Below are 20362 nucleotides of genomic sequence, written 5' to 3' on the forward strand. Positions count from 1 at the left end.
GATACCGGAATGGCGCTGACTCTGCCTACGAAACCAGCCGCGCTAGCCGCTTGCCAGCAGTCGGGCGTGCCAGCGGATGGGGCTTTTGTCTGGCACCGGTTTTCAGATCTGGAAACAGTTCAAAGATCTCGCCTCGCTGCGCATTGTCCATCCCGGCGAGCGCTTCGACACTGGGGTGAAAACTCTCAGCCCAGATGCCGTTCGACAGCACGACCTCGTGCCGGTCACACATGAAATGGATGTAACGCAGGTTCGAAGCCTCGACCACGTCCACCCCCCTCACCCCGATCAGATGCTTTGCCGCAGCCAAAACCTCGGGCTCATCTGTATCGAACATGGTCTGGTCGCCGGACACGAGCACGCGGTGATTGGGGCTGACCAGCGTATCACGTTCGGGCAGCCCATTCCCCAGCGCCCCTTGCCGGATCAGCACCGGCCGCAGATAACTGGCATAGCGCAACCGGGTCTGGCCGATGACGGTGTTGCCGATCCATCTGATGGTCTGGATTCCGTTGTCGCGGGTAATCACGCGGTCGCCGGGCTTCAGATCCTCGACCCGGCGCTCCCCTTTGGGTGTCGCGATCATGGTGCCGGGTGTAAAGCAGGGCGAAATGCGCTCAGCTCCGGACCCCGTGTCGACCTGACCTTTTTCGGGTTCGTCGGCAGCAGACGCTTCCGAACGCCCATCCCCCAGAGAACCGTCCGGCTGTCTCAATTTTTCCAACAATGATCTTTCAAATTGCCCCACGAGGCCAACTCCCACCAAAGCGGCGCCCATGAATTGCGCCTGACCGGTCAGCCCGGGCGAACAAATGGTTTTCGCCGCTCACTGACCTTTTCACCAAAAACCGGGGACGGGTCGGTCCGGCCTCAACGTCAAGGCCAGACCGATCACCCAACACACCAATTGCCACGGATGCTTTGAACCCCAGGCATGTTCCGAAATCCGAACTGCCCGGTTACGCCGCCGCCAAACCTACAAATGACCCCCTCATTACCCTGGCGGCGGGCGTTCCCAGCATCTGATAAAAAACTTCCGATCGCCCCCGTACCGGCAGTTCCCCCTCAGTTGGGCAAGTCAATGCTTGACCAAGAATTCGATACAAACAACGAAAAATTTTGAGAAGTTTCTGTGTCAGGGAAAGGGCGAGAATGTGGCGCCCCACCCCCACTCAACCCTAGATCAACCTATGGGATATCGATCCGAAAAGATGACTTCGAACAACACCTCTGGAAAGCCGCTATTTCCTTAACCTCACTGCAGCCGTGTCAGGATTTTCAAAGCTGCAAGCCTGTGATGGCCAGATAAACATAAGCGCACCTCGCACAACCCATAAGCGATCAATCGCGTGATATCAGGGGCTTATGATCGGCATTTTTGCTACAGGAACCAATGTACTTTCCCTGCCGCTATTCTCTCCATTTCAAGAACAATAGGGGCGATCAGGTGATTCGATACCCCGCGACGCCGGATCGATTCGAACGACGGCCATGCAGGAAGCGGGCAAAATTCCGCTTAGGCTTTTCTGCCGCAGGCGCTTCTAACCTGCGTATCGACACCGAACAATCCCATCGCCGCCCGACCACCTGTGTCGTGCCCGCATGAAGGCAGATGAAGAATTCTTAATCTTCCATCCAGACAGCCCTCAGATTCAATCGCCATGTCTCCGATCAAGCCCCGGGCGTGAACCGGTGCGAGATACAGGAGATTCATATGAGCTTTCGCAAATCCAACCGCCTGATGCCGCCACTGACCAGATGGACCGGCGCTCCGGCTCTGGGCGCGGCGCTGCTTACGGCGACGGCCCTGCCCGGCCACGCGGACGAAGCGCTGGCCGATCTGGTCGAGGAGGTCGCCCCCTCGGTCGTGACCATCATCGCCAAACAGGACAAGGCACCGGCCACGCCCCGGGGTTTCGACCCCGAGCGTCATCCCTTTGGCGAGTTCTTCCGGCGGTTCGGCGCACCGGAGGGGTTCGACCTGCCCCAGCAGGGCCCGCGGCAAGGGCTGGGCTCCGGCTTCATCCTGGACGAGGCCGGCTATATCGTGACCAACCATCATGTGGTTGACGGTGCGAATACAGTCACGGTTCGGCTGAACGACGACCGGTCGTTCGAGGCCGAGGTGATCGGCACCGACCCGCTGACCGATATCGCCCTGCTCAGGATCGACGCCGGAAACACCCTGCCCGCAGTCGAGTTCGGCGACAGCGACGCGATCCGCGTGGGTGAGGATGTGGTGGCCGTGGGCAACCCGTTCGGGCTCAGCTCGACCGTCACCACCGGCATCGTCTCGGCCAAGGGCCGGAATATCTCCGAAGGGCCCTATGCCGAATTCCTGCAGACCGACGCCGCGATCAACAAGGGCAATTCCGGCGGGCCGCTCTTCAACATGGAGGGCGAAGTGGTCGGCGTGAACTCCGCCATCTACTCGCCCACCGGCGGCTCGGTGGGCCTGGGTTTTGCCGTGACCTCGAACATTGTGGAAACCATCGTGGCCGATCTGCGCGATGACGGTCAGGTGGATCGCGGCTGGCTGGGCGTGTCGATCCAGAACCTCAACCCCGACATCGCCGCGGCAATGGGCCTGGACATGGCCAACGGCGCACTGGTTTCGGACGTGGTCGCGGACAGCCCTGCCGATGGCGCGCTGAAATCCGGTGACGTGATCGTTGCCTTCGACGGCAAGGAAGTGACCTCCAGCGCCGACCTGCCCCGACTGGTCGGCACCACGAAGATCGGAACCGAGAGCACGCTCAAGGTCCTGCGCAACGGTCAGGAGCAGGAGGTGACCGTGACCATCGGCGCGCATCAGTTGGCCTCGGCTGACCTTGACCAACCCGCAGACGCAGCGCCTGCCACCGCTCTGGGTGTCACCGTGGCCCCGCTGACCGAGACCGCGCGGGCGGAAATCGGGGTCGGCGATGAGGTCACCGGCGTGGTGGTCATGTCGCTTGAGCCCGACAGCCCGGCAGCGAAGGCGGGGCTGAAGCGCGGCGACGTGATCGTCAAGCTGGGCGCCCAGGAAACCGACAGCCCCAAGGCACTCAAGGCCGCGCTGGAAAGCGAAAAGACCGATCCGGCCCTCATGCTGATCAATCGGGGCGGCAGCCAGATCTTCGTCGCGGTCGAGATCGCCTGACGTGAACCCGCGCGCGCCATAGATGGGGAGTCCAGCGCGCGCATGTTCGGCGGCTCCGGCCTACCCTCCACCCGCCGAACCGGCCGGGCGCGGCCCCCCGCGCCCGGCACGTGCATTCCCGAAAGGCAATGTATATACCTCGAGAAAAAGGGATCTTTGAGCATGAGCCGACGCCTTCTGATCGTCGAGGATGACAGCGAAACCCGCGAGTTCATCGCCAAGGGGTTTGCCGAAGAAGGCTTTGCCGTCGAGACCGCCCCGGACGGGCGCGAAGGCCTCTACCACGCGACTGACGGCAGTTTTGACGTGATCATTCTGGACCGGATGCTGCCGGGGCTCGACGGGCTTGCGCTGATCAAATCGATCCGCGCGGCGGGGCTGAAGACGCCGGTGTTGATGCTGACCGCAATGAGCGCGGTTGACGAGCGGGTCAAGGGCCTGCGCGCGGGCGCCGACGACTATCTGGTCAAGCCGTTCTCGTTTCAGGAACTGCACGCCCGGATCGAGGCACTGCTGCGCCGCCCGCAGGATACCGAAGAGGCAGCGATCCTCACCTGCCGCGATCTGCAGATGGACCTGCTGGCCCGCCGGGTGACGCGCGGCGGACAGGACATCGCACTGACCCCGCGCGAGTTCCAGATTCTCGAGTTCTTCCTGCGCCGCAAGAACCGGGTGATTTCGCGCACCATGCTGCTCGAAGGGGTCTGGGATTATCATTTCGACCCCAACACCAATGTCGTGGACGTGCATATCTCGAAACTCCGCCGCCAGATCGACGAACATGGAAACGGCGCGCTGATCGAGACCGTGCGCGGCGCGGGTTACATGATGTCCGATGGCTAAACCGCTGGTCTTCATCAGAAACTCGCGCACTCGTCTGGTTCTGGCCAGCATGGTGCTCAGCGCGCTTCTGACGGCGGCTGTCCTGGGGCTGGTCTATGTCACCGCCAACCGCACCATCGCGGGCGAAACCCGCTCGGTGGTGACCGCCGAACTGACCGGGCTGGCCGACGAATACGAGCGGCTGGGCATGATCGGCCTGATCACTGCCATCGAACGCCGGACCGAGAATGCCGCCGAACGCGACGCGCTCTATCTGCTGACCGATCCGCTGGGCACGGTGCTGGCGGGCAATCTGACCAGCTGGCCGCCCGAGGTCGAACCCGGCAGCGGCTGGGTCGAGCTGGATCTGATCCGCACCGCGTCGAACGAGCCGGTGCCGATCTCGGCCGCTTCGATCCGCCTGCGCGGGGGTGAGCGGCTGCTGGTCGGGCGCGACGCCTCGGCCCGGCGGCAGTTCGACCGGGTGCTGTTCCGCTCGGTGGCGCTGGCGCTGATGGCGGCGCTGGCACTCAGCCTGCTGACCGGCTGGCTGCTGACCCGGCTGGTATTCTCGCGGCTCAAGGATATCGCCCAGACCGCCGACGACATCGTTTCGGGCGATCTGACCCGCCGCATTCCACTGCGCGGTTCGGGCGATGAGTTCGACCAGATGGGCGCGACGCTGAACGAGATGCTGGACCGGATCGAGGAACTGGTAAGCAACCTGCGCACCGCCTCGAACTCCGTCGCGCACGACCTGCGCTCGCCCCTGTCGCGCCTGCGCCAGCGGGTCGAGGCGTTGTCCGATCCAGCGCGCACCGGCCCCGAGCGCGAGGCCGACGCCGCCCGCGCCTTGTCCGAGGTGGATCACCTGCTCCGGGTCTTTGCCCAACTCACCGAAATCTCGCGCGCCGAGGCGGGCCTTGGGCGCGAAGAGTTCGAGCCGGTGGATCTCGGCCAACTGGTGCAGGATGTGGTCGAGCTTTATGACCCGGTGGCCGCCGATCAGGGCGTGCGCCTGCAGGTCGAGGGCGAAGCCGAGCCGGTCCGGGGCCACCGCCCGCTGCTCTCGCAGGCCCTGTCGAACCTGCTGGAAAACGCCCTGCGCTATGCGCCGCCGGGCAGTGAGATCACTGTCGGCCTCTCGGATGTGCGCGGATATCCCAGGCTCAGCGTTCGCGACGAAGGCCCCGGCGTGCCCGAGACCGAACTGCCCCGGCTGGCACAGCCCTTCGTCACTCTCGATCCGGCGCGCAGCGGCCGGAATTCCGGGCTGGGGCTGGCGCTGGTTGCTGCCATCGCCCGGATGCATGGCGGCGCGTTCGCGGCGGAAAACCGTGATCCGGGGCTTGAGGTCACGCTGTCGCTGGCCAAACAGGCCGCCTAACGGGCACTAAACGCCTGAAACGCCTGCGCCACGCCCTTGGCGGCCAGCTCCAGCAGCCGCTCGCCATGCTCGGGCCGCGCCAGCGCCGAGTGCGCCCCGACACGGCCATCGGGAAACATCGCCCGGTGCTCCTCGGGCGGGCCATGCCGGTCGCCTGCATGGGCGGCGATGAACTCCGGGCTCAACCGTTCGGGCGGCGCGGCGGCATCCCCTTCCGGCAGCACCCCCAGCAATGCCTGCGTGATCGCCACCTCGGAGGGCGTGGCATGCATCCCCTCCCAATCTCCATAGAGCGACTTGCGCAGCGCATCGGCCTCGGGCGCCTCCCACCAGCTCATGATCTCCAACGCACCCTCTGCCAGCCGTTCACCGATCCTTCGCAGCGGCGCCAGATTGGCGCCGTGGCCGTTGACCACGAACACGCCTCTGAACCCCTGTGCCAACAGGCCATCGATGACCTCGGCTGCCATCGCTTCGAATAAGGGCTCGGACAGCGACACCGTGCCGGGAAAAGCGGTGTTGAACGGCGCGGGCGTATAGGCCAGCGCGGGCGCCACGATGGCATCGTTCAGGTCTGCTGCGCGCAATGCCACCGCCTCGGCACAAATCGTGTCGGTGCCGATCCGCCCCATCGGTCCGTGCTGCTCGGTCGAGCCCACCGGCAGCATCGCGCAGGCCCCCTGCCCGATCCGCGCCTCGACCGCCTGCCATGTCATATGCGCCAACTGCATTCCACACCCTCTCGGCTCTTTCGGTTTCACGCCGCCCACACTAGTCTTGGCCCATGGAAGATTCAGCCCCTCACGAGGCGCCCGGCCCGACCCTGGACCAGAAAGTCGGCGCCGCTGTGAAACACCACCGCGCGCTGGCCGGTCTGACGCTGGCTGAGCTGTCGGCGCGCGCGCAGGTCTCGACCGCGATGATTTCCAAGATCGAGCGCGGCCAGGTCTCGGCCTCGCTCACCACGCTACAGGCGCTGTCAGGCGGCATCGGGGTTCCGCTGATCAATTTCTTCGCGGGCACCGTCGAGCGCTCGGACGTCTCCTTCGTCCGTGCTGGCGAAGGCATCACCGTGCAGCGGCTCGGCAGCGATTTCGGCCATAGCTACAAGATGATCGGCCGGGCCGAGGCCAGTCACGTGGGGTTCGAATGTTTCGACGTCACGCTGGAACAACCCTTGGCGGCACGTCCCGTCTATCTGCATCGCGGTATCGAGTTCATCCACCTGACCGAGGGCGAGATGGTCTATCATTGCGGCGACGCCTCGTACCACATGCGCCCCGGTGACAGCCTGTCCTTTGACAGCAACAGCGCCCATGGCCCGCAAGAGCTGCTGACCGACCGGGTGCGATTCATCACCGTGGTGGCCAAAGCCGAACCCAAGGACCCCGGACTGTAAACGGGGCCGCGCATTCGCACAGCCCCGCCCATTCGCGCCTTGCGACCCTATCAGAGGCCCCACTTGGCCTTGGTCGTTTCAAAGAACCCCTGCGCCTGTTTCACCTTCACCCAGTTGTTCACGTAGTTGATCCAGACCTGATCGTTCTGCGGCAACAGCATCGCAATCGGCGAGGGCGAGCGCGGCTCGGCCCCCGTCACGCGCACAACCGGGAACTTGGCCTCAAGTGTCGAGCCTTCGATGTTCGAGGTGATGAACACGTCCGCACGGCCCGCCAGCACTTCCTGAAACCCGCGCGCCGGGGCCTCGACCACCTTGATATCCGCATCCGGGAACCACTCGCGCACCCGCTTCTCGAAGGTGGTGCCCAGCGTGGTGGCCACCTTCACGTCCGGCTTGTTGATCGAGTCGTAGCCGTCGAATCGGTCCGCCTTGTCCTTGAGAGTATAGGGATAAAGCTCCACTGAGATATAGCTCTCCGAAAACCCCGCGACTTTCATCCGCGGCGGCGAGATCGAGGCCGAGCCGGTCATGTGGTATTTGCCCGCCACCACACCGTTGACCAGCGTCTTCCAGTCGGTCGGCACGAACTCCAGCTCAACCCCCAGATCGGTGGCCAGCTCGGTCATCACGTCGATGTCGAACCCCTTGTAGCTGTTGGTCGCCGGATCGCGCTGGGTCATCGGATTCCAGTCACCAGTTGTACCGACCTTCAGCACCCCGCCATCGAGGATTTCGTTCAGCGCCGACTGCGCCTGCGCCGCGCCGGACAGCGCGATCCCGATGGCGGCAACGGCGGCTGCCTTGAGAAGGTGTTTCATGAGTTTCTCCCGTTGGTGGCTTTTTGTTCTGGGCATCATAGCCGGATTGCTGCTTGATTTAAGGCAAAGATAACTCTTAGTCTCAAGAAAAAATTTTCCCCCCAGGAAAACAAGCCCCAGGGAGTGTGCCATGCCGGAAACCGCAATCGAGCTTGTTGGCGTCAACAAGTGGTATGGCACGTTCCACGTGCTCAAAGACATCGACCTGATCGTGGGGGCGGGTCAAAAGGTCGTGATCTGCGGCCCGTCGGGGTCGGGCAAAAGCACGGTGGTGCGCTGCATCAACCGGCTGGAAGAGCATCAGAAAGGTACCATCCGCGTCGACGGGATCGAGCTGACCAACGACCCGAAATCCGTGGCCGCGATCCGGTCCGAGGTCGGCATGGTGTTTCAGCAGTTCAACCTGTTTCCACATCTGACGGTGCTGGAAAACCTGACCCTCGGACCGATGAAGGCGCGCGGCTATTCCAAGACCGAGGCCGAGGATCGCGCCCGCCACTATCTGGAACGGGTGCATATCCCCGATCAGGCGCTGAAACGTCCCGGCCAGTTGTCGGGCGGACAGCAGCAGCGGGTGGCGATTGCCCGGTCGCTCTGCATGGAGCCCAAGGTGCTGCTGTTCGACGAACCCACCTCGGCGCTCGACCCCGAGATGATTTCCGAGGTGCTCGACGTGATGGTTGAACTGGCCGATGAGGGCATGACCATGGTGGTGGTCACCCACGAGATGGGGTTTGCCCGCAAGGTGGCCGACAACATGGTGTTCATGGATGCGGGCGAGATCGTGGAACACGGCCCGCCTGAGGAATTCTTCGGCGCCCCGCGATCCGAGCGCTGCCAGAAATTCCTCAGCCAGATCCTCCAACATTAAGAACGGGGCACAAGATGAAGAAACTTATCGTATTCTCCCTGCCCTTCCTGTTGCTCTCAGGCTGCTCCAGTTCCTCCACCTGGGGCTGGTACGTGATCGACCCGCGCACCGCCTCGGGCTGGACCAACGTGAAATTCCTGATCTCGGGCATGGGCGACACGATCCTGATTTCGGTGATTGCCGCCGTGATCTCGATCATTCTTGGGCTGCTTGTCGCCCTGCCCGGCCTGTCGAACCGCTGGCCCATCCGCCTGATCAACCGGGTCTATGTGGAGTTCATCCGCTCGATCCCGTTGCTTCCGATGCTGTTCTGGGTGTTCTACGGCCTGCCAATCGTGTTCCAGTCCATGGGGATGAATATTCCCATCGACCCGTTCTGGGGCGCGATCATCACGCTTGCAATCTCGGACAGCGCCTTTACGGCGGAAATCTATCGCGCGGGCATTCAGTCCATCCCCAAGGGCCAAAGCGAGGCGGCTCAGACCATCGGCCTGAATTACGCCCAGACCATGCGATACGTGATCCTGCCGCAGGCCATTCGCCGCATCCTGCCCCCCTTGGCCAACCAGTTCATCTACATCGTGAAGATGAGCGCCTTTGCCTCGGTCATCGGCATGCAGGAACTGACCCGCCGCGCGAACGAACTGGTGGTGACCGAATACCGCCCGCTGGAAATCTACACTCTGCTCATCCTCGAATATCTGGTGCTGGTCCTGATCATCAGCGCCGGTGTGCGCTGGCTGGAACGGCGCATGGGATCGGATGAGCGCAGTTAACGGAGAGAGACATGGACTGGACCGCATTCATGGCCGAGATCGAAGGCGATATCGGCACCTATGCCAAGGAAGTGCCCGAGACGATGAAGGGTTTCGGCACCATGGGCGCCGCCGCCAAGAAAAGCGGCGCTCTGGACGAAAAGACCAAGGAAATCATGGCGCTCGGCATCGCCATTGCCACCCGCTGCGACAGTTGCATCGGCTTTCACACCCGCTCGCTCGTCCGTCTTGGCCTGACCCGGAACGAGATGTGCGAGGCGCTGGCGATGGCGACCTATATGGGCGGCGGCCCGTCGCTGGCCTATTCCGCGAAAGCGCTCAAGGCCTTTGACACGTTTTCGGAGCAGGGATGATGCAGGCGGACCTGATCGGCGCAGACGGCTATGTCCGCAATTGCTGGTACGTCGCCGCGCGCAGCGAGGACATCACCAACACCCCGACCGCCTCCACGCTGCTGGAGGATGAAATCGTCCTGTTCCGCGGCGCCAAGGACGAGCCCATCGCGCTCGAGGATGCCTGCCCCCATCGCAAACTGCCGCTGTCGCGTGGCACGGTCGAGGGCTCGGTCATTGTCTGCGGCTATCACGGGCTGACCTTCGACTGCACCGGCTCCTGCGTGCACGCGCCCACGCAAGAAGACGCCCGCCCCCGCCGCGCGCTGATCCGCTCCTACCCGGTGGTGGACCGCTACGGATTCCTGTGGATCTGGATGGGCGATGCGCAGTCCGCCAACCCGGACGACATCATCGACATCCCCAATTTCGACAACCCGGACTGGGGCAAGACCCCCAAGGGCGCACTGTCGATGGCCTGCAACTACCTCTACATCACCGACAACCTGCTCGACCCCAGCCATGTGGCGTGGGTGCATCTGACCTCCTTCGCGGGCGCCGGAACCGACAACCGACCGCTGGACATCGAAGAGACCAAGGATGGCGTGATCGTCTATCGCTGGATTCACGCGGAACCGGCGCCGCCCTATTACGCGCAGATGCTGCCTTTTGCCGACAGTTGCGACCGCAAGCAGCACTACGAATGCCGCCTGCCCGCAACCGCGATCAACATGTCGATCTACACGCCCGCCGGTCAGGGTGGCGCGGACAAGCCGCTATCGGGCGAGGCGTTCGTCAACATCTCGTACAACTTCATCACGCCGGTGGACGCGGAAACCTCGCTCTATTTCTGGTTCCAGCACCGCAACATGCACGCGGACAACGCCGAGATGTCGCAGCGCATGTTCGAAGGCGCCACCATGGCCTTTCACGAGGACAAGGAGGTGCTGGAATATGTCCAGACCGGCATGGCCAAGCGCAAGACGCCCTATCTGAACCTCGGGCTGGATGCCGGAGCGATGCGGTTCCGCAAGATGGTGCAGCGCGCCTTGGAGGCCGAAGCCTGACGTTTCAGACGGGGAGGCCTTCGACGGCCAGTATCCGGTTTCTATACCGCCGGTCGTTAGTCACCTCGGCGCCAAACCAATCAGGAGGCGTGAAGGACAATGCCTCCTCCTCCGAGGGAAACTCCACCTCGACCATCCGCAACGGCGCCAAAGCCCCCGAAAACACGTCCAGCTCAAAGATCAGGCCGCCCGCCAGTGCACCGGTAAACCGTGCCTTCACGATCCGCCGCCCGTCGGTCTCGGGCCAGAACGTGTCGAACTGCAGGCGCGTGATCTCAACTTCGCGTTCGCCCCTGACCAGACCTTCGCCATCTTTCAGCGTCAGGAGATAGCGTTCGTCCATCTGGCGCAGGCGCAGTTCGGTGGAATCGTCGGGCCGCGTCAGATAGCCTTGCCGCACCTGCGCCCGCCTGGCCGCGCTCAGATCCGGCAAGACGGCAACCAGAAACCTGCGTTCGATTTCCTGGTTCATGGCCCTCGCTTCCTCTGGTTTCTGAGCGGTCAAGCCGCCCGCCGCTGATGTCACCCCATCACTCGCGCTCAAGCGGCCGATGAAACAGGGTCCGAAACACCCGCCGTGTCCTGTCACTGTCGAACTTTGCGATGCTCCTTTCAACCCGCCCCCGTTCGACGCGCTGGCGCCGGGACAGGACTGTGATCAAACCACCAACGGCAAGCGCGATCTCGGCATCCGGTTCACCCCGCCGCTTGCCCGCGCCCAGAAACGCCAGCAACGCCTCTTGCTGCACCGAATAGTCATTGAATAGGCCCAGGTTTTGCTGCAGCTTCTGCAACGGCTTGAGCCCCTTACGAAACGCGCGGGTGTCAAAGAGCGGGTCAAAGAACTCCATGAGATAGCGCAGCTTCTTGCACTGAAGGCGCAGCGCATGCACCTCCTCATCCGGAGTGCGCGCGTCGATCGCCCGCGCGATCCCACAGACCTTGCGGTAGCGCTTCCAGATCAGGCGGCAGGCATAGTCACTGGCCGCGAGTTGCGCCCTCGGCCCGGGGTTCAGCCTATCGGGGCTATCAATAAGTGCTTCCAGGTCCGAGACCGAGGCCGCATACCCCGCGCTGCGCAACCGTTTAGCCAGCTTGCGGTGCTCTGCCGCGCGGTCGCGTTCGAACTGCGCAAACATCGCCTCCAGCCCGCCATGCAGGCTGCCCGGCAGCAGGTCGAAATACCGGGGCCGCTCCAACAGATAGACATCCAGATCGCGCAGCCGCCCGGTCGCGGTCATCAGATCGGCAAACTCCTGTTTCAACGCAACAGTTTGCTCGCCCGAGTACACACCCTTGAACAGGCTCAGCATCGAACGCACCTTGCGCAATGCCACGCGGTAGTCGTGCAGAAACTCGGTATCGTGATCGGCGATGATCCCCGCTTCGTTCTGACGCGCGACGCGCAGATGGGCGCGGATGAGATCATTGGCGACCTCGATAGCGGGCTCGGCGGGGCGTATCCTGATCTTCGGTTTGGCGCGATAAATGGTCAGATCCGGTGCGAGGACCGCGAACAAGACCGAGACATCCGTTTCGGCACCGGCCATCAGCGCTTTCAACAAGTCATGAGCCTTGTCCCGTCCGGGATCGGGAATGACCAGCGTAACCTCGCCCGCACCGGTCTTCAGTGTCAGGAACCGGGCCCGGCCCACCTCGCGCTGCTTCTCTGTCACCACGGCGCGGCGCATCTCTGCGCGGCCCCGGCACATCTCAAGCAACGCCCGCAAGGGCGGGAACCTGGCCAAAGCCACCCGCACCGGACCGGCGGGCAGATCGGTCACGAACCTGCCCGACCGCAACCCGGACTGATCGCTGACAGTGCCGTCAGCGCCCAGCAGATACAGCCTGTCCCCGGTACTAAGCAGCGCCCGCCCGGACCGGCGCAGCGACTGATCAAAACAGTCGTGCAGTGCGAAATCATGGATCTCACTCGATGAGGTAAACTTCAGGCGGATCTTGCCGGTCTTCCGCGCCAGCCGGGTAACATCCACGGCACCGGGAACGACAAAGAACCTGCCCGATGATGTGTCCATATCCGCCCTTGCCGCCAGTCGCTATCCGTGTTCACAACCCCCGGATCATGAAACCACCGGCACCTGCGGGCCTCAAGCCAATTCGGCAGGCAGCGCAGCGTATCCGTGGAACCGGATGCGGCCGCCGGGAACCCGTCCGGGCAACAACCGGTAGTTTGGGAACCGGTCCAGCAGGCGCCCGATTGCAATGCGGCCCTCCATCCGAGCCAGCGTCAGCCCGACGCAGACATGCGGCCCACCCGCAAAGGCCAGGTGCCGGTTCGGCTTGCGCGTAATGTCGAACCGATGCGGATCAGTGAACACTGACGGGTCGCGGTTGGCTGCACCGATGCACAGATGCAGGTTGGTGCCCACCGGCAGAGTCAGCCCGTCCAGCTCAACCGCGGCAGTGGTCTCACGATTGCCGAACTGGTTGGGCGAGCGGAAGCGCAGGACCTCCTCGATGGCCGGGGCGATCAGGTCCGGGTCGTCCAGCAGCTTCCGCCGCTGGTCGGGGTGATCGTTGAGCAGCGCCAGACCGTTGCCGATCAGGTTGGTCGTGGTCTCGTGCCCGGCATTCAAGATGAAGATGCAGTTCTGCAAAAGCTCGATCTCGCTGAGTTGCGCATCGGCGCCTTCGCCGCGAATCAACCGGGTCAGCACGTCCGTCTCGGGATCGCCCGGTTGCGCCCGGCGGCGGGCCACCAGATCCTGCAGATATGTCTTGAACTCATCAACGGCGTCGTGTCCGCGCGCCAGTTGTTCCTCGGTCAATGCAGGCTCCAGCGCCCCCAGAATGGCCAGCGACCAGTCGCGCAGCGGGCCGCGTTCGTCCATCGGCACGTCCAGCAGGTTGCCGATGATCTGGATCGGGATGGTCGAGGCGAAATCCTCGATCAGGTCCACCTGCCCCCTGCCCTCCATCGCGTCCAGCAGATGGTCCACGGTGTCGATCAGCCCCGGCTCCATCCGCGCAATCGCGCGCGGGGTCAGCGCCGAGGTCATGATTTTGCGCACCCGCGTATGCAGCGGCGGGTCGGAAAACACCAGCGAGGTGGTATGGTGTTCGAAGAGCGGAGAGCCCACGCCGAATTTGGGACCAAAGGCGGCTTTCTTGTCCGAGGAATAGAGCCCCGTGTCGCGATAGATCCGGTCCAGATCGGAATGGCGACTGAGCAGCACCGATCCATCCGGCTGCGGCAGCACAGGTGCATGGGCCAGAAGCGCGTCGTAGAAGGGAAACGGGTCCTCGACGAACCCCGGTGGCGGGTCGGTCAGGTCCAGTGCCTTCGCCGCCGCTGCAATGTCCTGCACATCCATCCCGCTCTCCCCTAACGGCCTGTCCTCTCTCCAGGATTTGGGTAACGCAGCGCGGTGTGCGGAACAAGGCGGCAGGATGACATCCCCGCACGGGCGGGCTAGAACGGGGCCATGTCCGATCCCGTTTCCTCGATCCGCAATCTCGGCCCCGCGTTCGAGCAAAGCTGCACCCGCGCCGGTATCCATTCGGCGCAGGAGCTGCGCGCGCTGGGGGCGGATGAGGCCTACGCCCGCATTCTGCAAACCAGCGTGCGCCCGCATTTCATCGGCTACTATGTCCTCGTCATGGGGCTGCAGGGGCGGCCCTGGAACGACTGCAAGGGCTCCGAGAAAAAGGCGCTGCGCGAGCGGTTCGACAAGATCAAGGCGAACGCGACCGTGGCACCGGATTCGCAGCTGGCGGCGGAACTGGACGCGATCGGTGTACGGGTCAGCGCCGCCGATCTGAAACCGCAGAGCTGAGGCCAAACGCCCTCTAATCCAGCACCTTGCTCTGATCGACGGGCCAAGGCGTTTGCAAACGCCTTGAAGCGGTTTTCAAACCGCTTAAGCCGCTTTCAAGCGGCTTCCCCCGCAAACAAAAAAGGCCGCTCCGAAACCTCGAAGCGGCCCTGGAAATTCAACCGATCAAGGGCTTAGCCGACCAGTTCGATGCCCGAGAAGAAATAGGCGATCTCGACCGCGGCGGTTTCCGGCGCGTCCGAACCGTGGACCGAGTTCTCGCCGACCGATTCCGCAAACTCGGCGCGGATGGTGCCGGGTGCGGCATCCGCCGGGTTGGTAGCGCCCATGACTTCGCGATTCTTGGCGATGGCGTTTTCGCCTTCCAGAACCTGCACCACGACCGGGGCCGAGGACATGAACTCGCACAGTTCGTCATAGAACGGACGCTCGGCATGCACTTCGTAGAACTTGCCCGCCTGCGCCTTGGTCATGTGGATACGCTTCTGCGCGACGACGCGCAGGCCCGCCTCTTCGAACTTGGCGTTGATCTTGCCGGTCAGGTTGCGGCGGGTTGCATCGGGTTTGATGATCGAGAACGTGCGTTCCAGTGCCATTCGGGCTTCTCCTGTTGACGGCGGGCAGGATGCCCATCCGGTACTGATGTCAAATCGGCGCCCGGTTAGCATGGGCTCTGCGTTTTGGAAAGGGTGCATCTCAACCTCGTCCAAAGGATTGTGCTGCGCCCTCGCAGCCAGTTTCGTGTATGCTGGGCAGACACATTGAACACGGTGGTTAACCATGGTCCGGCTGACCCGACGCTCGCTGCTGGCACAAGGCGCGGCACTGGCCGCCCTGCCCCGCCCGGCATTCTCGATGCTGGGCCAGACGAATGCGCATATCATCGACATGGGCAACGCGGCCTATTTCGACCGGGACCGGGCGCGGCCCGACCTGGATGCCACCGACGGCTGCACCCGAGACAACCACGATTTCTACGAAACGCTGGCGCGCTCGGGCGTGGATACGGTGATCCGCTACTACTCGGATCAGAACAACGCCAATCTCAACTGCAAGAACGTGACCCGCCGCGAACGCGACATGCTGCACGATCACGGGTTGTCGCTGGCCATCGTCTACCAGTTCGAGGGGCGCAAGAAGAACCGGTTCACCGGCGACCGCGGATCGCGCGACGCGCAATTCTGTCTGGAGCGGGCGCGGGTCATCGGCCAGCCCGAGGGCAGCACCCTCTATTTCGGCGTCGACTCGGATGCGCAGCTCAACACCGATCAGGGCGTGCTGGATTACTTCCGCGCGGTGAACCGGGTGCTGGGCAACAGGTTCGATATCGGCATCTACGCCGCCGGAGCGCGCTGCCGCCTGATCCAGAACGCCGGGCTGGCGAGCCGGTTCTGGGTACCCGAGGCCCCGGCCTGGGCCGGAACGCACGCCTATCTGAACTCGGGCGACTGGCACCTGTTTCAGAACAAGACCAACATCAACCTCAACAGCGTGACCGACGGGCATGGCCAGCCGATCCATATCGACACCAATATCGTGAACCCGGACCAGACCACCACAATCGGCGCCTTCAACCGGGACGGCAGCATCCGGACCTACGACCGCCAGCGCCTGACCGCGATTGCCGACGCGCGCTACTGGGTCAACGGGGACAAGGCCACGGTTCACCGCAGCCCCGGCGACCCCGAGGTGGCCCATATCTGCGTCGCCCGCACCGTTCATGTCACCGGCATCTACGGCGAATGGGCCGAGGTGGATATCGACGAGGACGGGCTGCCCGAGGGCTACACCCGCCTCGACGGGCTGACACCGCTGCGGCAGATGCCGAAATGGCGGCGATCCTCGTGCAAGCTGATGGATATCTGACCCTCTGGCGCAGCCGCATCACCTCTGCTACGCCCCTGTCATGCTTCGGATCAACAACATCACATACGCGGTCGAGGGCCGCCCACTGTTCGACGGCGCCAGCGCCACAATCCCCACCGGTCACAAGGTGGGTCTGGTGGGGCGCAACGGCACCGGCAAGACCACGCTGTTCCGCCTGATCCGGGGCGAACTGGCACTGGAATCGGGTGACATCGCCCTGCCCCGCCACGCCCGGGTCGGCGGCGTGGCGCAGGAGGCTCCGGCCTCGGAGGTCTCGCTGATCAATACCGTGCTGGCCGCCGATACCGAACGTGCAGCGCTTTTGGCCGAGGCCGAAACCGCTCAGGACCCCTCTCGCATCGCCGAAATCCAGACCCGGCTTACGGATATCGACGCGTGGTCTGCCGAGGCCCGCGCGGCCTCGATCCTCAAAGGTCTGGGCTTTGACGACAATGAACAACTCAAACCCTGCTCGGATTTCTCCGGCGGCTGGCGCATGCGCGTCGCCCTGGCGGCGGTGCTGTTCTCGCAGCCCGACCTGTTGCTGCTGGACGAACCGACCAACTATCTCGACCTCGAAGGCGCGCTGTGGTTGGAGAGTTATCTGGCGCGATACCCGCACACGGTGATCATCATCAGCCACGACCGGGGCCTCTTGAACCGCGCCGTGGGGGCGATCCTACATCTCGAAGACCGTAAGCTGACGCTCTATCAGGGCCCTTATGACCAATTCGCCCGCCAGCGCGCCGAGAAACTGGCGCTGGCAGAGGCCATGGCCAAGAAGCAGGAGGCGCGGCGGGCGCATCTCCAATCCTACGTGGACCGGTTCCGATACAAGGCCGACAAGGCCAAACAGGCGCAGTCCCGCCTCAAGGCGCTGGCCCGGATGCAGCCCATCACCAGCCCTCAGGAGGCCGCCCTGCGCGCCTTCAGCTTCCCCGAACCCGAGGAAATGTCGCCCCCGATCATCCATCTGGAGGGCGGCATCACCGGCTATGGCGAGACGCAGGTGCTGAAACGGTTGAACCTGCGCATCGATCAGGACGACCGCATCGCGCTCTTGGGCAAGAACGGTCAGGGCAAATCGACGTTGTCCAAACTGCTCTCGGACCGGCTGCCGCTGATGGCGGGCAAGATGACCCGCAGCACCAAACTGCGCATCGGCTATTTCGCGCAGCATCAGGTGGATGAGCTTTACGTGGATGAAACCCCGCTCGACCACCTGCGCCGCCTGCGCCCCGAGGAACTGCCCGCAAAACACCGCGCCCGGCTGGCGGGCTTCGGCCTTGGCGCGGAACAGGCGGAGACGAAAGTAGGACGGCTCTCGGGCGGGCAGAAGGCGCGGCTCAGCCTACTGATCGCCACCATCGACGCGCCGCATATGCTGATCCTCGACGAGCCCACCAACCATCTCGACATCGAAAGCCGCGAGGCGCTGGTCGAGGCGCTGACCGCCTATTCCGGTGCGGTGATTCTGGTCAGCCACGACATGCACCTGCTCGGCCTCGTGGCCGATCGGCTGTGGCTGGTCTCGGACGGCTCCGTCAAACCTTTCGAGGGCGATCTTGAGGCCTATCGCGACCTGCTCCTGACCCGCGAGAAACCGACCGGTAAAACCGGTACAAAACCGCAATCCGCCAAACCCAAACGCGCCCCTCGCGAGGTGCTGCTGGCGCTGCGAGCGGATGTGCGCAAATGCGAAGAGCGGGTCGAGAAGCTCACCGAGATGCATGACAAGCTGTCGGCCAAGCTGGCCGATCCGACGCTCTATGACGATGGCAAGGTCGGCGACCTCGAGGTTTGGAACCGCAAATACGCCGAAGTGGCCGAGGCGATGGAACGGGCCGAAACCCTGTGGCTGGCCGCGCAGGAAAAGCTGGAGGCGGCCGAGGCCCAATGATCGACACCGCCTTTCTGATCACCGCCTTCACCACGCTGGTCGTGGTGATCGACCCGCCGGCACAAACGCCGATCTTCGTGGCTTTGACGCAGGGAATGGACAAGCAGACCCGGCGCGGTGTCGCCATACGGGCCTGCCTGACGGCGGCTGGAATTCTCGCCCTCTTCGCCGCCTTCGGCGAGGCGGTTCTGGGCTTTGTCGGTATCTCGATGCCCGCATTCCGGGTTGCTGGCGGCGTGCTGCTGTTTCTGACCGCGCTCGACATGCTCTTCGAACGCCGCACCAAGCGGCGCGAAAACAGCGCCGAGGAAGAAGAGCATCCCGACCCTTCGGTCTTTCCGCTTGGCATCCCCCTGATCGCGGGCCCCGGCGCCATTGCCACGATGATCCTTCTGGCCGGGCAGAAGCCGGGGATCGAGGGTCTGGCCGTGGTGATCGGCGTCATGCTGACCGTGATTGCCATGGTTTTTCTGGTCTATCTCGCCTCGGGCGCGGTCGCCCGGATCCTGGGAAAAACCGGTCTGAACGTGCTGACCCGGCTTCTGGGAATGCTGCTTGCCGCCCTGTCGGTCCAGTTCATCCTGGACGGGCTCAAGGCCTTTGGTTTCGCTGCCTGAGGCCCATATATCCAACAAGTGACCTTACATGAGTGATGCCATGGACGCCGACAACATTGCCCGCCTGACCTACCTCGTCCTTCTGGGGAGCGCGGTGCTGATGTGGTTCATCACCCAGAACCGCACGTCGCTGGGCAAGACGATGCAGCAGGCGCTGATCTGGGTCTTCATATTCATGGGCGTGATTGCGGTGGTCGGTCTTTGGGAAGATATCCAAAACACGGTCCAGCCCGGGCCGCGCATGGTGGTGACCGAGGATTCGATCCAGGTGCCGCGCGGGGCGGACGGGCACTACTATCTGCAACTGCTGGTGAACGGAGAACTGGTCGATTTCCTGGTCGATACCGGCGCCAGCCAGGTGGTGCTCAGCCAGCAGGACGCCGAGCGGCTGGGCATCGACACTGCGGATCTGAACTATTTCGGGCGCGCCCTGACCGCCAATGGTGAGGTACGCACCGCCCCGGTCAAGCTCGAACGAATCGAACTGGGCGCGTTCACCGAGCGCAACATGACGGCCTGGGTCAACGAGGGTCAAATGGACGAGTCGCTGCTGGGCATGGACTACCTGCAGCGCTTCTCCAGCATCGCGATCTCGGGCGGTCAATTGGTGCTGACGCGCTGAGGGTTGACGGGACCCCGGTTTTACACCGGCAGAAACAGGCACGAAGGGCCGCGCCCGACCCCGGGTGGTCGCCCGCGCCAGGATTGAACTGGGACCTGCACCGCCCCCAAAATAGACACCCAAACCACAAACGAAAACCCCGGCCTCGGCGCCGGGGTTTCCTCATAAACGGGCATCGGTGCTTATTCAGCAGCCTCAGGCGCGTCACCATCGCTGGGCGGCTTGGACTCCGCAGCGGGCTTGGCCACTTCCGCAGGGGCCGCTTTCGGCTTGCGGGTCCGCGGACGGCGGGCGGGTTTTTCCGCAGCCGGCTTGGCCTCAGCCGCCTCAGCTTTGCTCGTATGGCTTTCGGGCGTGTCCACCAGACCACTACCCTGTTCACCGGCATCAGCCGTAAAATCCAGCACATCCGGTTGCGGCGCTTCGGCCGGATCGGCGGCGCGGGCAGCGGCCTCGCGTTCCTGCCGTTCGGCGCGCTCGCGGTCGCGCTCGGCCTGACGCTCGCGGTTCTGGCGCTCCTGCTCTTCGCGACGCGCCTCGATCTCGCGCTGCGCCTCGCTCAGCAGCCGCAGATAATGCTCGGCATGCTGCTGGAAATTCTCGGTTGCAACACGATCATTGGACAGCTGCGCATCGCGGGCCAGCTGGTTGTATTTGTCAATGATCTGCTGCGGCGTACCACGCACCTTGCCCTCGGGGCCCGAACTGTCGAACACCCGATTAACGACATTGCCACCAGAAGGACGGTTGCGGTTATTCTTCGCCCGCGAGCGGGATTTGGAAGATCTCATCTTGTTTAACGTCAGCCTTGTACTTCGTCGCCGATGGACCCAATTCGATGCCAATTACTGCGGCCGAGCTTACGGGTCGTCGACTTATTTTGGGCTTGGCGTCGAGGGCGCGCTGAGAGAGCGTCAACCTCATCGACCTCTTTGAGTAAGCA

At 63.6% G+C, this 20362-nt stretch carries 21 protein-coding genes; 13 read left to right on the forward strand and 8 right to left on the reverse strand.

The annotated features are described in order from the left end of the window. Window positions 1-25: 25 nt before the first annotated feature. Window positions 26-724, reverse strand: a complete 699-nt coding sequence (locus tag GOX53_RS05035) for a Hint domain-containing protein (RefSeq protein WP_371810253.1) — start codon at window positions 722-724, stop codon at window positions 26-28. Window positions 725-1714: 990 nt separating this feature from the next. On the opposite strand from GOX53_RS05035, the gene GOX53_RS05040 reads away from it, so the two are divergent. The 3 genes from GOX53_RS05040 (at window position 1715) to GOX53_RS05050 (ending at window position 5351) form a co-directional block, all read left to right on the forward strand. Then, on the forward strand, window positions 1715-3142 hold the full coding sequence (locus GOX53_RS05040; RefSeq protein WP_171174073.1) for a DegQ family serine endoprotease: 1428 nt from the start codon (window positions 1715-1717) through the stop codon (window positions 3140-3142). Between the two features lie 162 nt (window positions 3143-3304). After that, window positions 3305-3985 carry a response regulator transcription factor gene (locus tag GOX53_RS05045; RefSeq protein WP_171174075.1) on the forward strand — a complete coding sequence of 227 codons (681 nt, stop codon included), beginning with the start codon at window positions 3305-3307 and terminating at the stop codon, window positions 3983-3985. Further along, window positions 3978-5351, forward strand: a complete 1374-nt coding sequence (locus tag GOX53_RS05050; protein ID WP_171174077.1) for an ATP-binding protein — start codon at window positions 3978-3980, stop codon at window positions 5349-5351. The genes GOX53_RS05045 and GOX53_RS05050 overlap by 8 nt, the downstream gene beginning before the upstream one ends. Here GOX53_RS05050 and GOX53_RS05055 read toward each other — a convergent pair. Beyond that, window positions 5348-6082, reverse strand: a complete 735-nt coding sequence (locus GOX53_RS05055; RefSeq protein WP_171174079.1) for a creatininase family protein — start codon at window positions 6080-6082, stop codon at window positions 5348-5350. The genes GOX53_RS05050 and GOX53_RS05055 overlap by 4 nt on opposite strands. Window positions 6083-6135: 53 nt before the next feature. Here GOX53_RS05055 and GOX53_RS05060 point away from each other — a divergent pair, with 53 nt between their 5' ends. Continuing rightward, the gene (locus GOX53_RS05060; protein ID WP_171174081.1) at window positions 6136-6750 is read left to right on the forward strand and encodes an XRE family transcriptional regulator; all 615 of its coding nucleotides are present in this window, start codon (window positions 6136-6138) and stop codon (window positions 6748-6750) included. Between the two features lie 50 nt (window positions 6751-6800). Here the strand turns inward: GOX53_RS05060 and GOX53_RS05065 are convergent, their stop codons facing one another. Next, on the reverse strand, window positions 6801-7571 hold the full coding sequence (locus GOX53_RS05065; protein ID WP_171174083.1) for a transporter substrate-binding domain-containing protein: 771 nt from the start codon (window positions 7569-7571) through the stop codon (window positions 6801-6803). Between the two features lie 130 nt (window positions 7572-7701). On the opposite strand from GOX53_RS05065, the gene GOX53_RS05070 reads away from it, so the two are divergent. From GOX53_RS05070 to GOX53_RS05085, 4 genes are read left to right on the forward strand one after another with little or no spacing between them, the layout of a single operon-like run. Next, window positions 7702-8442 (forward strand): amino acid ABC transporter ATP-binding protein, encoded by a 741-nt coding sequence (locus GOX53_RS05070; RefSeq protein ID WP_171174085.1) that lies wholly within the window; start codon window positions 7702-7704, stop codon window positions 8440-8442. Window positions 8443-8456: 14 nt separating this feature from the next. Next, the gene (locus GOX53_RS05075; RefSeq protein WP_171174087.1) at window positions 8457-9218 is read left to right on the forward strand and encodes an amino acid ABC transporter permease; all 762 of its coding nucleotides are present in this window, start codon (window positions 8457-8459) and stop codon (window positions 9216-9218) included. A gap of 11 nt (window positions 9219-9229) precedes the next feature. Further along, window positions 9230-9571: a carboxymuconolactone decarboxylase family protein gene (locus GOX53_RS05080; protein ID WP_171174089.1), complete on the forward strand. Its 342-nt coding sequence runs from the start codon at window positions 9230-9232 to the stop codon at window positions 9569-9571. After that, window positions 9568-10617, forward strand: coding sequence for an aromatic ring-hydroxylating dioxygenase subunit alpha (locus GOX53_RS05085; RefSeq protein WP_254446477.1), 1050 nt, complete (start codon window positions 9568-9570; stop codon window positions 10615-10617). The genes GOX53_RS05080 and GOX53_RS05085 overlap by 4 nt, the downstream gene beginning before the upstream one ends. Window positions 10618-10621: 4 nt before the next feature. Here the strand turns inward: GOX53_RS05085 and GOX53_RS05090 are convergent, their stop codons facing one another. The 3 genes from GOX53_RS05090 to GOX53_RS05100 all read right to left on the reverse strand — a co-directional run bounded on the left by GOX53_RS05090 (window position 10622) and on the right by GOX53_RS05100 (window position 13952). Continuing rightward, entirely contained in the window at window positions 10622-11089 is a 468-nt protein-coding gene (locus GOX53_RS05090) for a CYTH domain-containing protein (protein ID WP_171174091.1), read from the reverse strand. Window positions 11090-11147: 58 nt separating this feature from the next. After that, window positions 11148-12653 (reverse strand): CHAD domain-containing protein, encoded by a 1506-nt coding sequence (locus GOX53_RS05095; RefSeq protein WP_171174093.1) that lies wholly within the window; start codon window positions 12651-12653, stop codon window positions 11148-11150. A 72-nt stretch (window positions 12654-12725) separates the two neighbouring features. Further along, window positions 12726-13952, reverse strand: a complete 1227-nt coding sequence (locus GOX53_RS05100; protein ID WP_171174095.1) for a cytochrome P450 — start codon at window positions 13950-13952, stop codon at window positions 12726-12728. 111 nt (window positions 13953-14063) lie between these two features. Between GOX53_RS05100 and GOX53_RS05105 the strand changes: the two genes are divergently transcribed. Further along, entirely contained in the window at window positions 14064-14414 is a 351-nt protein-coding gene (locus GOX53_RS05105) for a TfoX/Sxy family DNA transformation protein (protein WP_171174096.1), read from the forward strand. 173 nt (window positions 14415-14587) lie between these two features. On the opposite strand, the gene ndk is transcribed toward GOX53_RS05105, so the two are convergent. Further along, entirely contained in the window at window positions 14588-15010 is a 423-nt protein-coding gene (gene ndk, locus GOX53_RS05110) for a nucleoside-diphosphate kinase (RefSeq protein WP_171174098.1), read from the reverse strand. A gap of 184 nt (window positions 15011-15194) precedes the next feature. Here ndk and GOX53_RS05115 point away from each other — a divergent pair, with 184 nt between their 5' ends. From GOX53_RS05115 to GOX53_RS05130, 4 genes are read left to right on the forward strand one after another with little or no spacing between them, the layout of a single operon-like run. Then, complete coding sequence (locus tag GOX53_RS05115) at window positions 15195-16280, forward strand: glycoside hydrolase domain-containing protein (protein WP_171174100.1); 1086 nt, start codon at window positions 15195-15197, stop codon at window positions 16278-16280. 40 nt (window positions 16281-16320) lie between these two features. Then, window positions 16321-18180 carry an ABC-F family ATP-binding cassette domain-containing protein gene (locus tag GOX53_RS05120; RefSeq protein ID WP_171174102.1) on the forward strand — a complete coding sequence of 620 codons (1860 nt, stop codon included), beginning with the start codon at window positions 16321-16323 and terminating at the stop codon, window positions 18178-18180. Beyond that, window positions 18177-18797: a MarC family protein gene (locus GOX53_RS05125; RefSeq protein WP_171174104.1), complete on the forward strand. Its 621-nt coding sequence runs from the start codon at window positions 18177-18179 to the stop codon at window positions 18795-18797. The genes GOX53_RS05120 and GOX53_RS05125 overlap by 4 nt, the downstream gene beginning before the upstream one ends. A 40-nt stretch (window positions 18798-18837) precedes the next feature. Next, the gene (locus GOX53_RS05130; RefSeq protein WP_171174819.1) at window positions 18838-19419 is read left to right on the forward strand and encodes a TIGR02281 family clan AA aspartic protease; all 582 of its coding nucleotides are present in this window, start codon (window positions 18838-18840) and stop codon (window positions 19417-19419) included. Between the two features lie 182 nt (window positions 19420-19601). Here the strand turns inward: GOX53_RS05130 and GOX53_RS05135 are convergent, their stop codons facing one another. Continuing rightward, window positions 19602-20210 (reverse strand): DUF4167 domain-containing protein, encoded by a 609-nt coding sequence (locus GOX53_RS05135; protein WP_171174106.1) that lies wholly within the window; start codon window positions 20208-20210, stop codon window positions 19602-19604. Window positions 20211-20362: the final 152 nt, after the last annotated feature.

The organism is Ruegeria sp. HKCCD8929 (assembly GCF_013031405.1).
Classification (GTDB): domain Bacteria; phylum Pseudomonadota; class Alphaproteobacteria; order Rhodobacterales; family Rhodobacteraceae; genus Ruegeria.

What these genes read in the sequence shown, in the direction of transcription:
- GOX53_RS05090 (WP_171174091.1), bottom strand. Translation starts at nt 11,089, where the DNA reads ATGAACCAGGAAATCGAACGCAGGTTTCTGGTTGCCGTCTTGCCGGAT.
- GOX53_RS05070 (WP_171174085.1), top strand. Translation starts at nt 7,702, where the DNA reads ATGCCGGAAACCGCAATCGAGCTTGTTGGCGTCAACAAGTGGTATGGC.
- GOX53_RS05130 (WP_171174819.1), top strand. Translation starts at nt 18,838, where the DNA reads ATGGACGCCGACAACATTGCCCGCCTGACCTACCTCGTCCTTCTGGGG.
- GOX53_RS05135 (WP_171174106.1), bottom strand. Translation starts at nt 20,210, where the DNA reads ATGAGATCTTCCAAATCCCGCTCGCGGGCGAAGAATAACCGCAACCGT.
- GOX53_RS05050 (WP_171174077.1), top strand. Translation starts at nt 3,978, where the DNA reads ATGGCTAAACCGCTGGTCTTCATCAGAAACTCGCGCACTCGTCTGGTT.
- GOX53_RS05080 (WP_171174089.1), top strand. Translation starts at nt 9,230, where the DNA reads ATGGACTGGACCGCATTCATGGCCGAGATCGAAGGCGATATCGGCACC.
- GOX53_RS05075 (WP_171174087.1), top strand. Translation starts at nt 8,457, where the DNA reads ATGAAGAAACTTATCGTATTCTCCCTGCCCTTCCTGTTGCTCTCAGGC.
- GOX53_RS05055 (WP_171174079.1), bottom strand. Translation starts at nt 6,082, where the DNA reads ATGCAGTTGGCGCATATGACATGGCAGGCGGTCGAGGCGCGGATCGGG.
- ndk (WP_171174098.1), bottom strand. Translation starts at nt 15,010, where the DNA reads ATGGCACTGGAACGCACGTTCTCGATCATCAAACCCGATGCAACCCGC.
- GOX53_RS05115 (WP_171174100.1), top strand. Translation starts at nt 15,195, where the DNA reads ATGGTCCGGCTGACCCGACGCTCGCTGCTGGCACAAGGCGCGGCACTG.
- GOX53_RS05125 (WP_171174104.1), top strand. Translation starts at nt 18,177, where the DNA reads ATGATCGACACCGCCTTTCTGATCACCGCCTTCACCACGCTGGTCGTG.
- GOX53_RS05105 (WP_171174096.1), top strand. Translation starts at nt 14,064, where the DNA reads ATGTCCGATCCCGTTTCCTCGATCCGCAATCTCGGCCCCGCGTTCGAG.
- GOX53_RS05060 (WP_171174081.1), top strand. Translation starts at nt 6,136, where the DNA reads ATGGAAGATTCAGCCCCTCACGAGGCGCCCGGCCCGACCCTGGACCAG.
- GOX53_RS05040 (WP_171174073.1), top strand. Translation starts at nt 1,715, where the DNA reads ATGAGCTTTCGCAAATCCAACCGCCTGATGCCGCCACTGACCAGATGG.
- GOX53_RS05095 (WP_171174093.1), bottom strand. Translation starts at nt 12,653, where the DNA reads ATGGACACATCATCGGGCAGGTTCTTTGTCGTTCCCGGTGCCGTGGAT.
- GOX53_RS05120 (WP_171174102.1), top strand. Translation starts at nt 16,321, where the DNA reads ATGCTTCGGATCAACAACATCACATACGCGGTCGAGGGCCGCCCACTG.
- GOX53_RS05100 (WP_171174095.1), bottom strand. Translation starts at nt 13,952, where the DNA reads ATGGATGTGCAGGACATTGCAGCGGCGGCGAAGGCACTGGACCTGACC.
- GOX53_RS05065 (WP_171174083.1), bottom strand. Translation starts at nt 7,571, where the DNA reads ATGAAACACCTTCTCAAGGCAGCCGCCGTTGCCGCCATCGGGATCGCG.
- GOX53_RS05045 (WP_171174075.1), top strand. Translation starts at nt 3,305, where the DNA reads ATGAGCCGACGCCTTCTGATCGTCGAGGATGACAGCGAAACCCGCGAG.
- GOX53_RS05085 (WP_254446477.1), top strand. Translation starts at nt 9,568, where the DNA reads ATGATGCAGGCGGACCTGATCGGCGCAGACGGCTATGTCCGCAATTGC.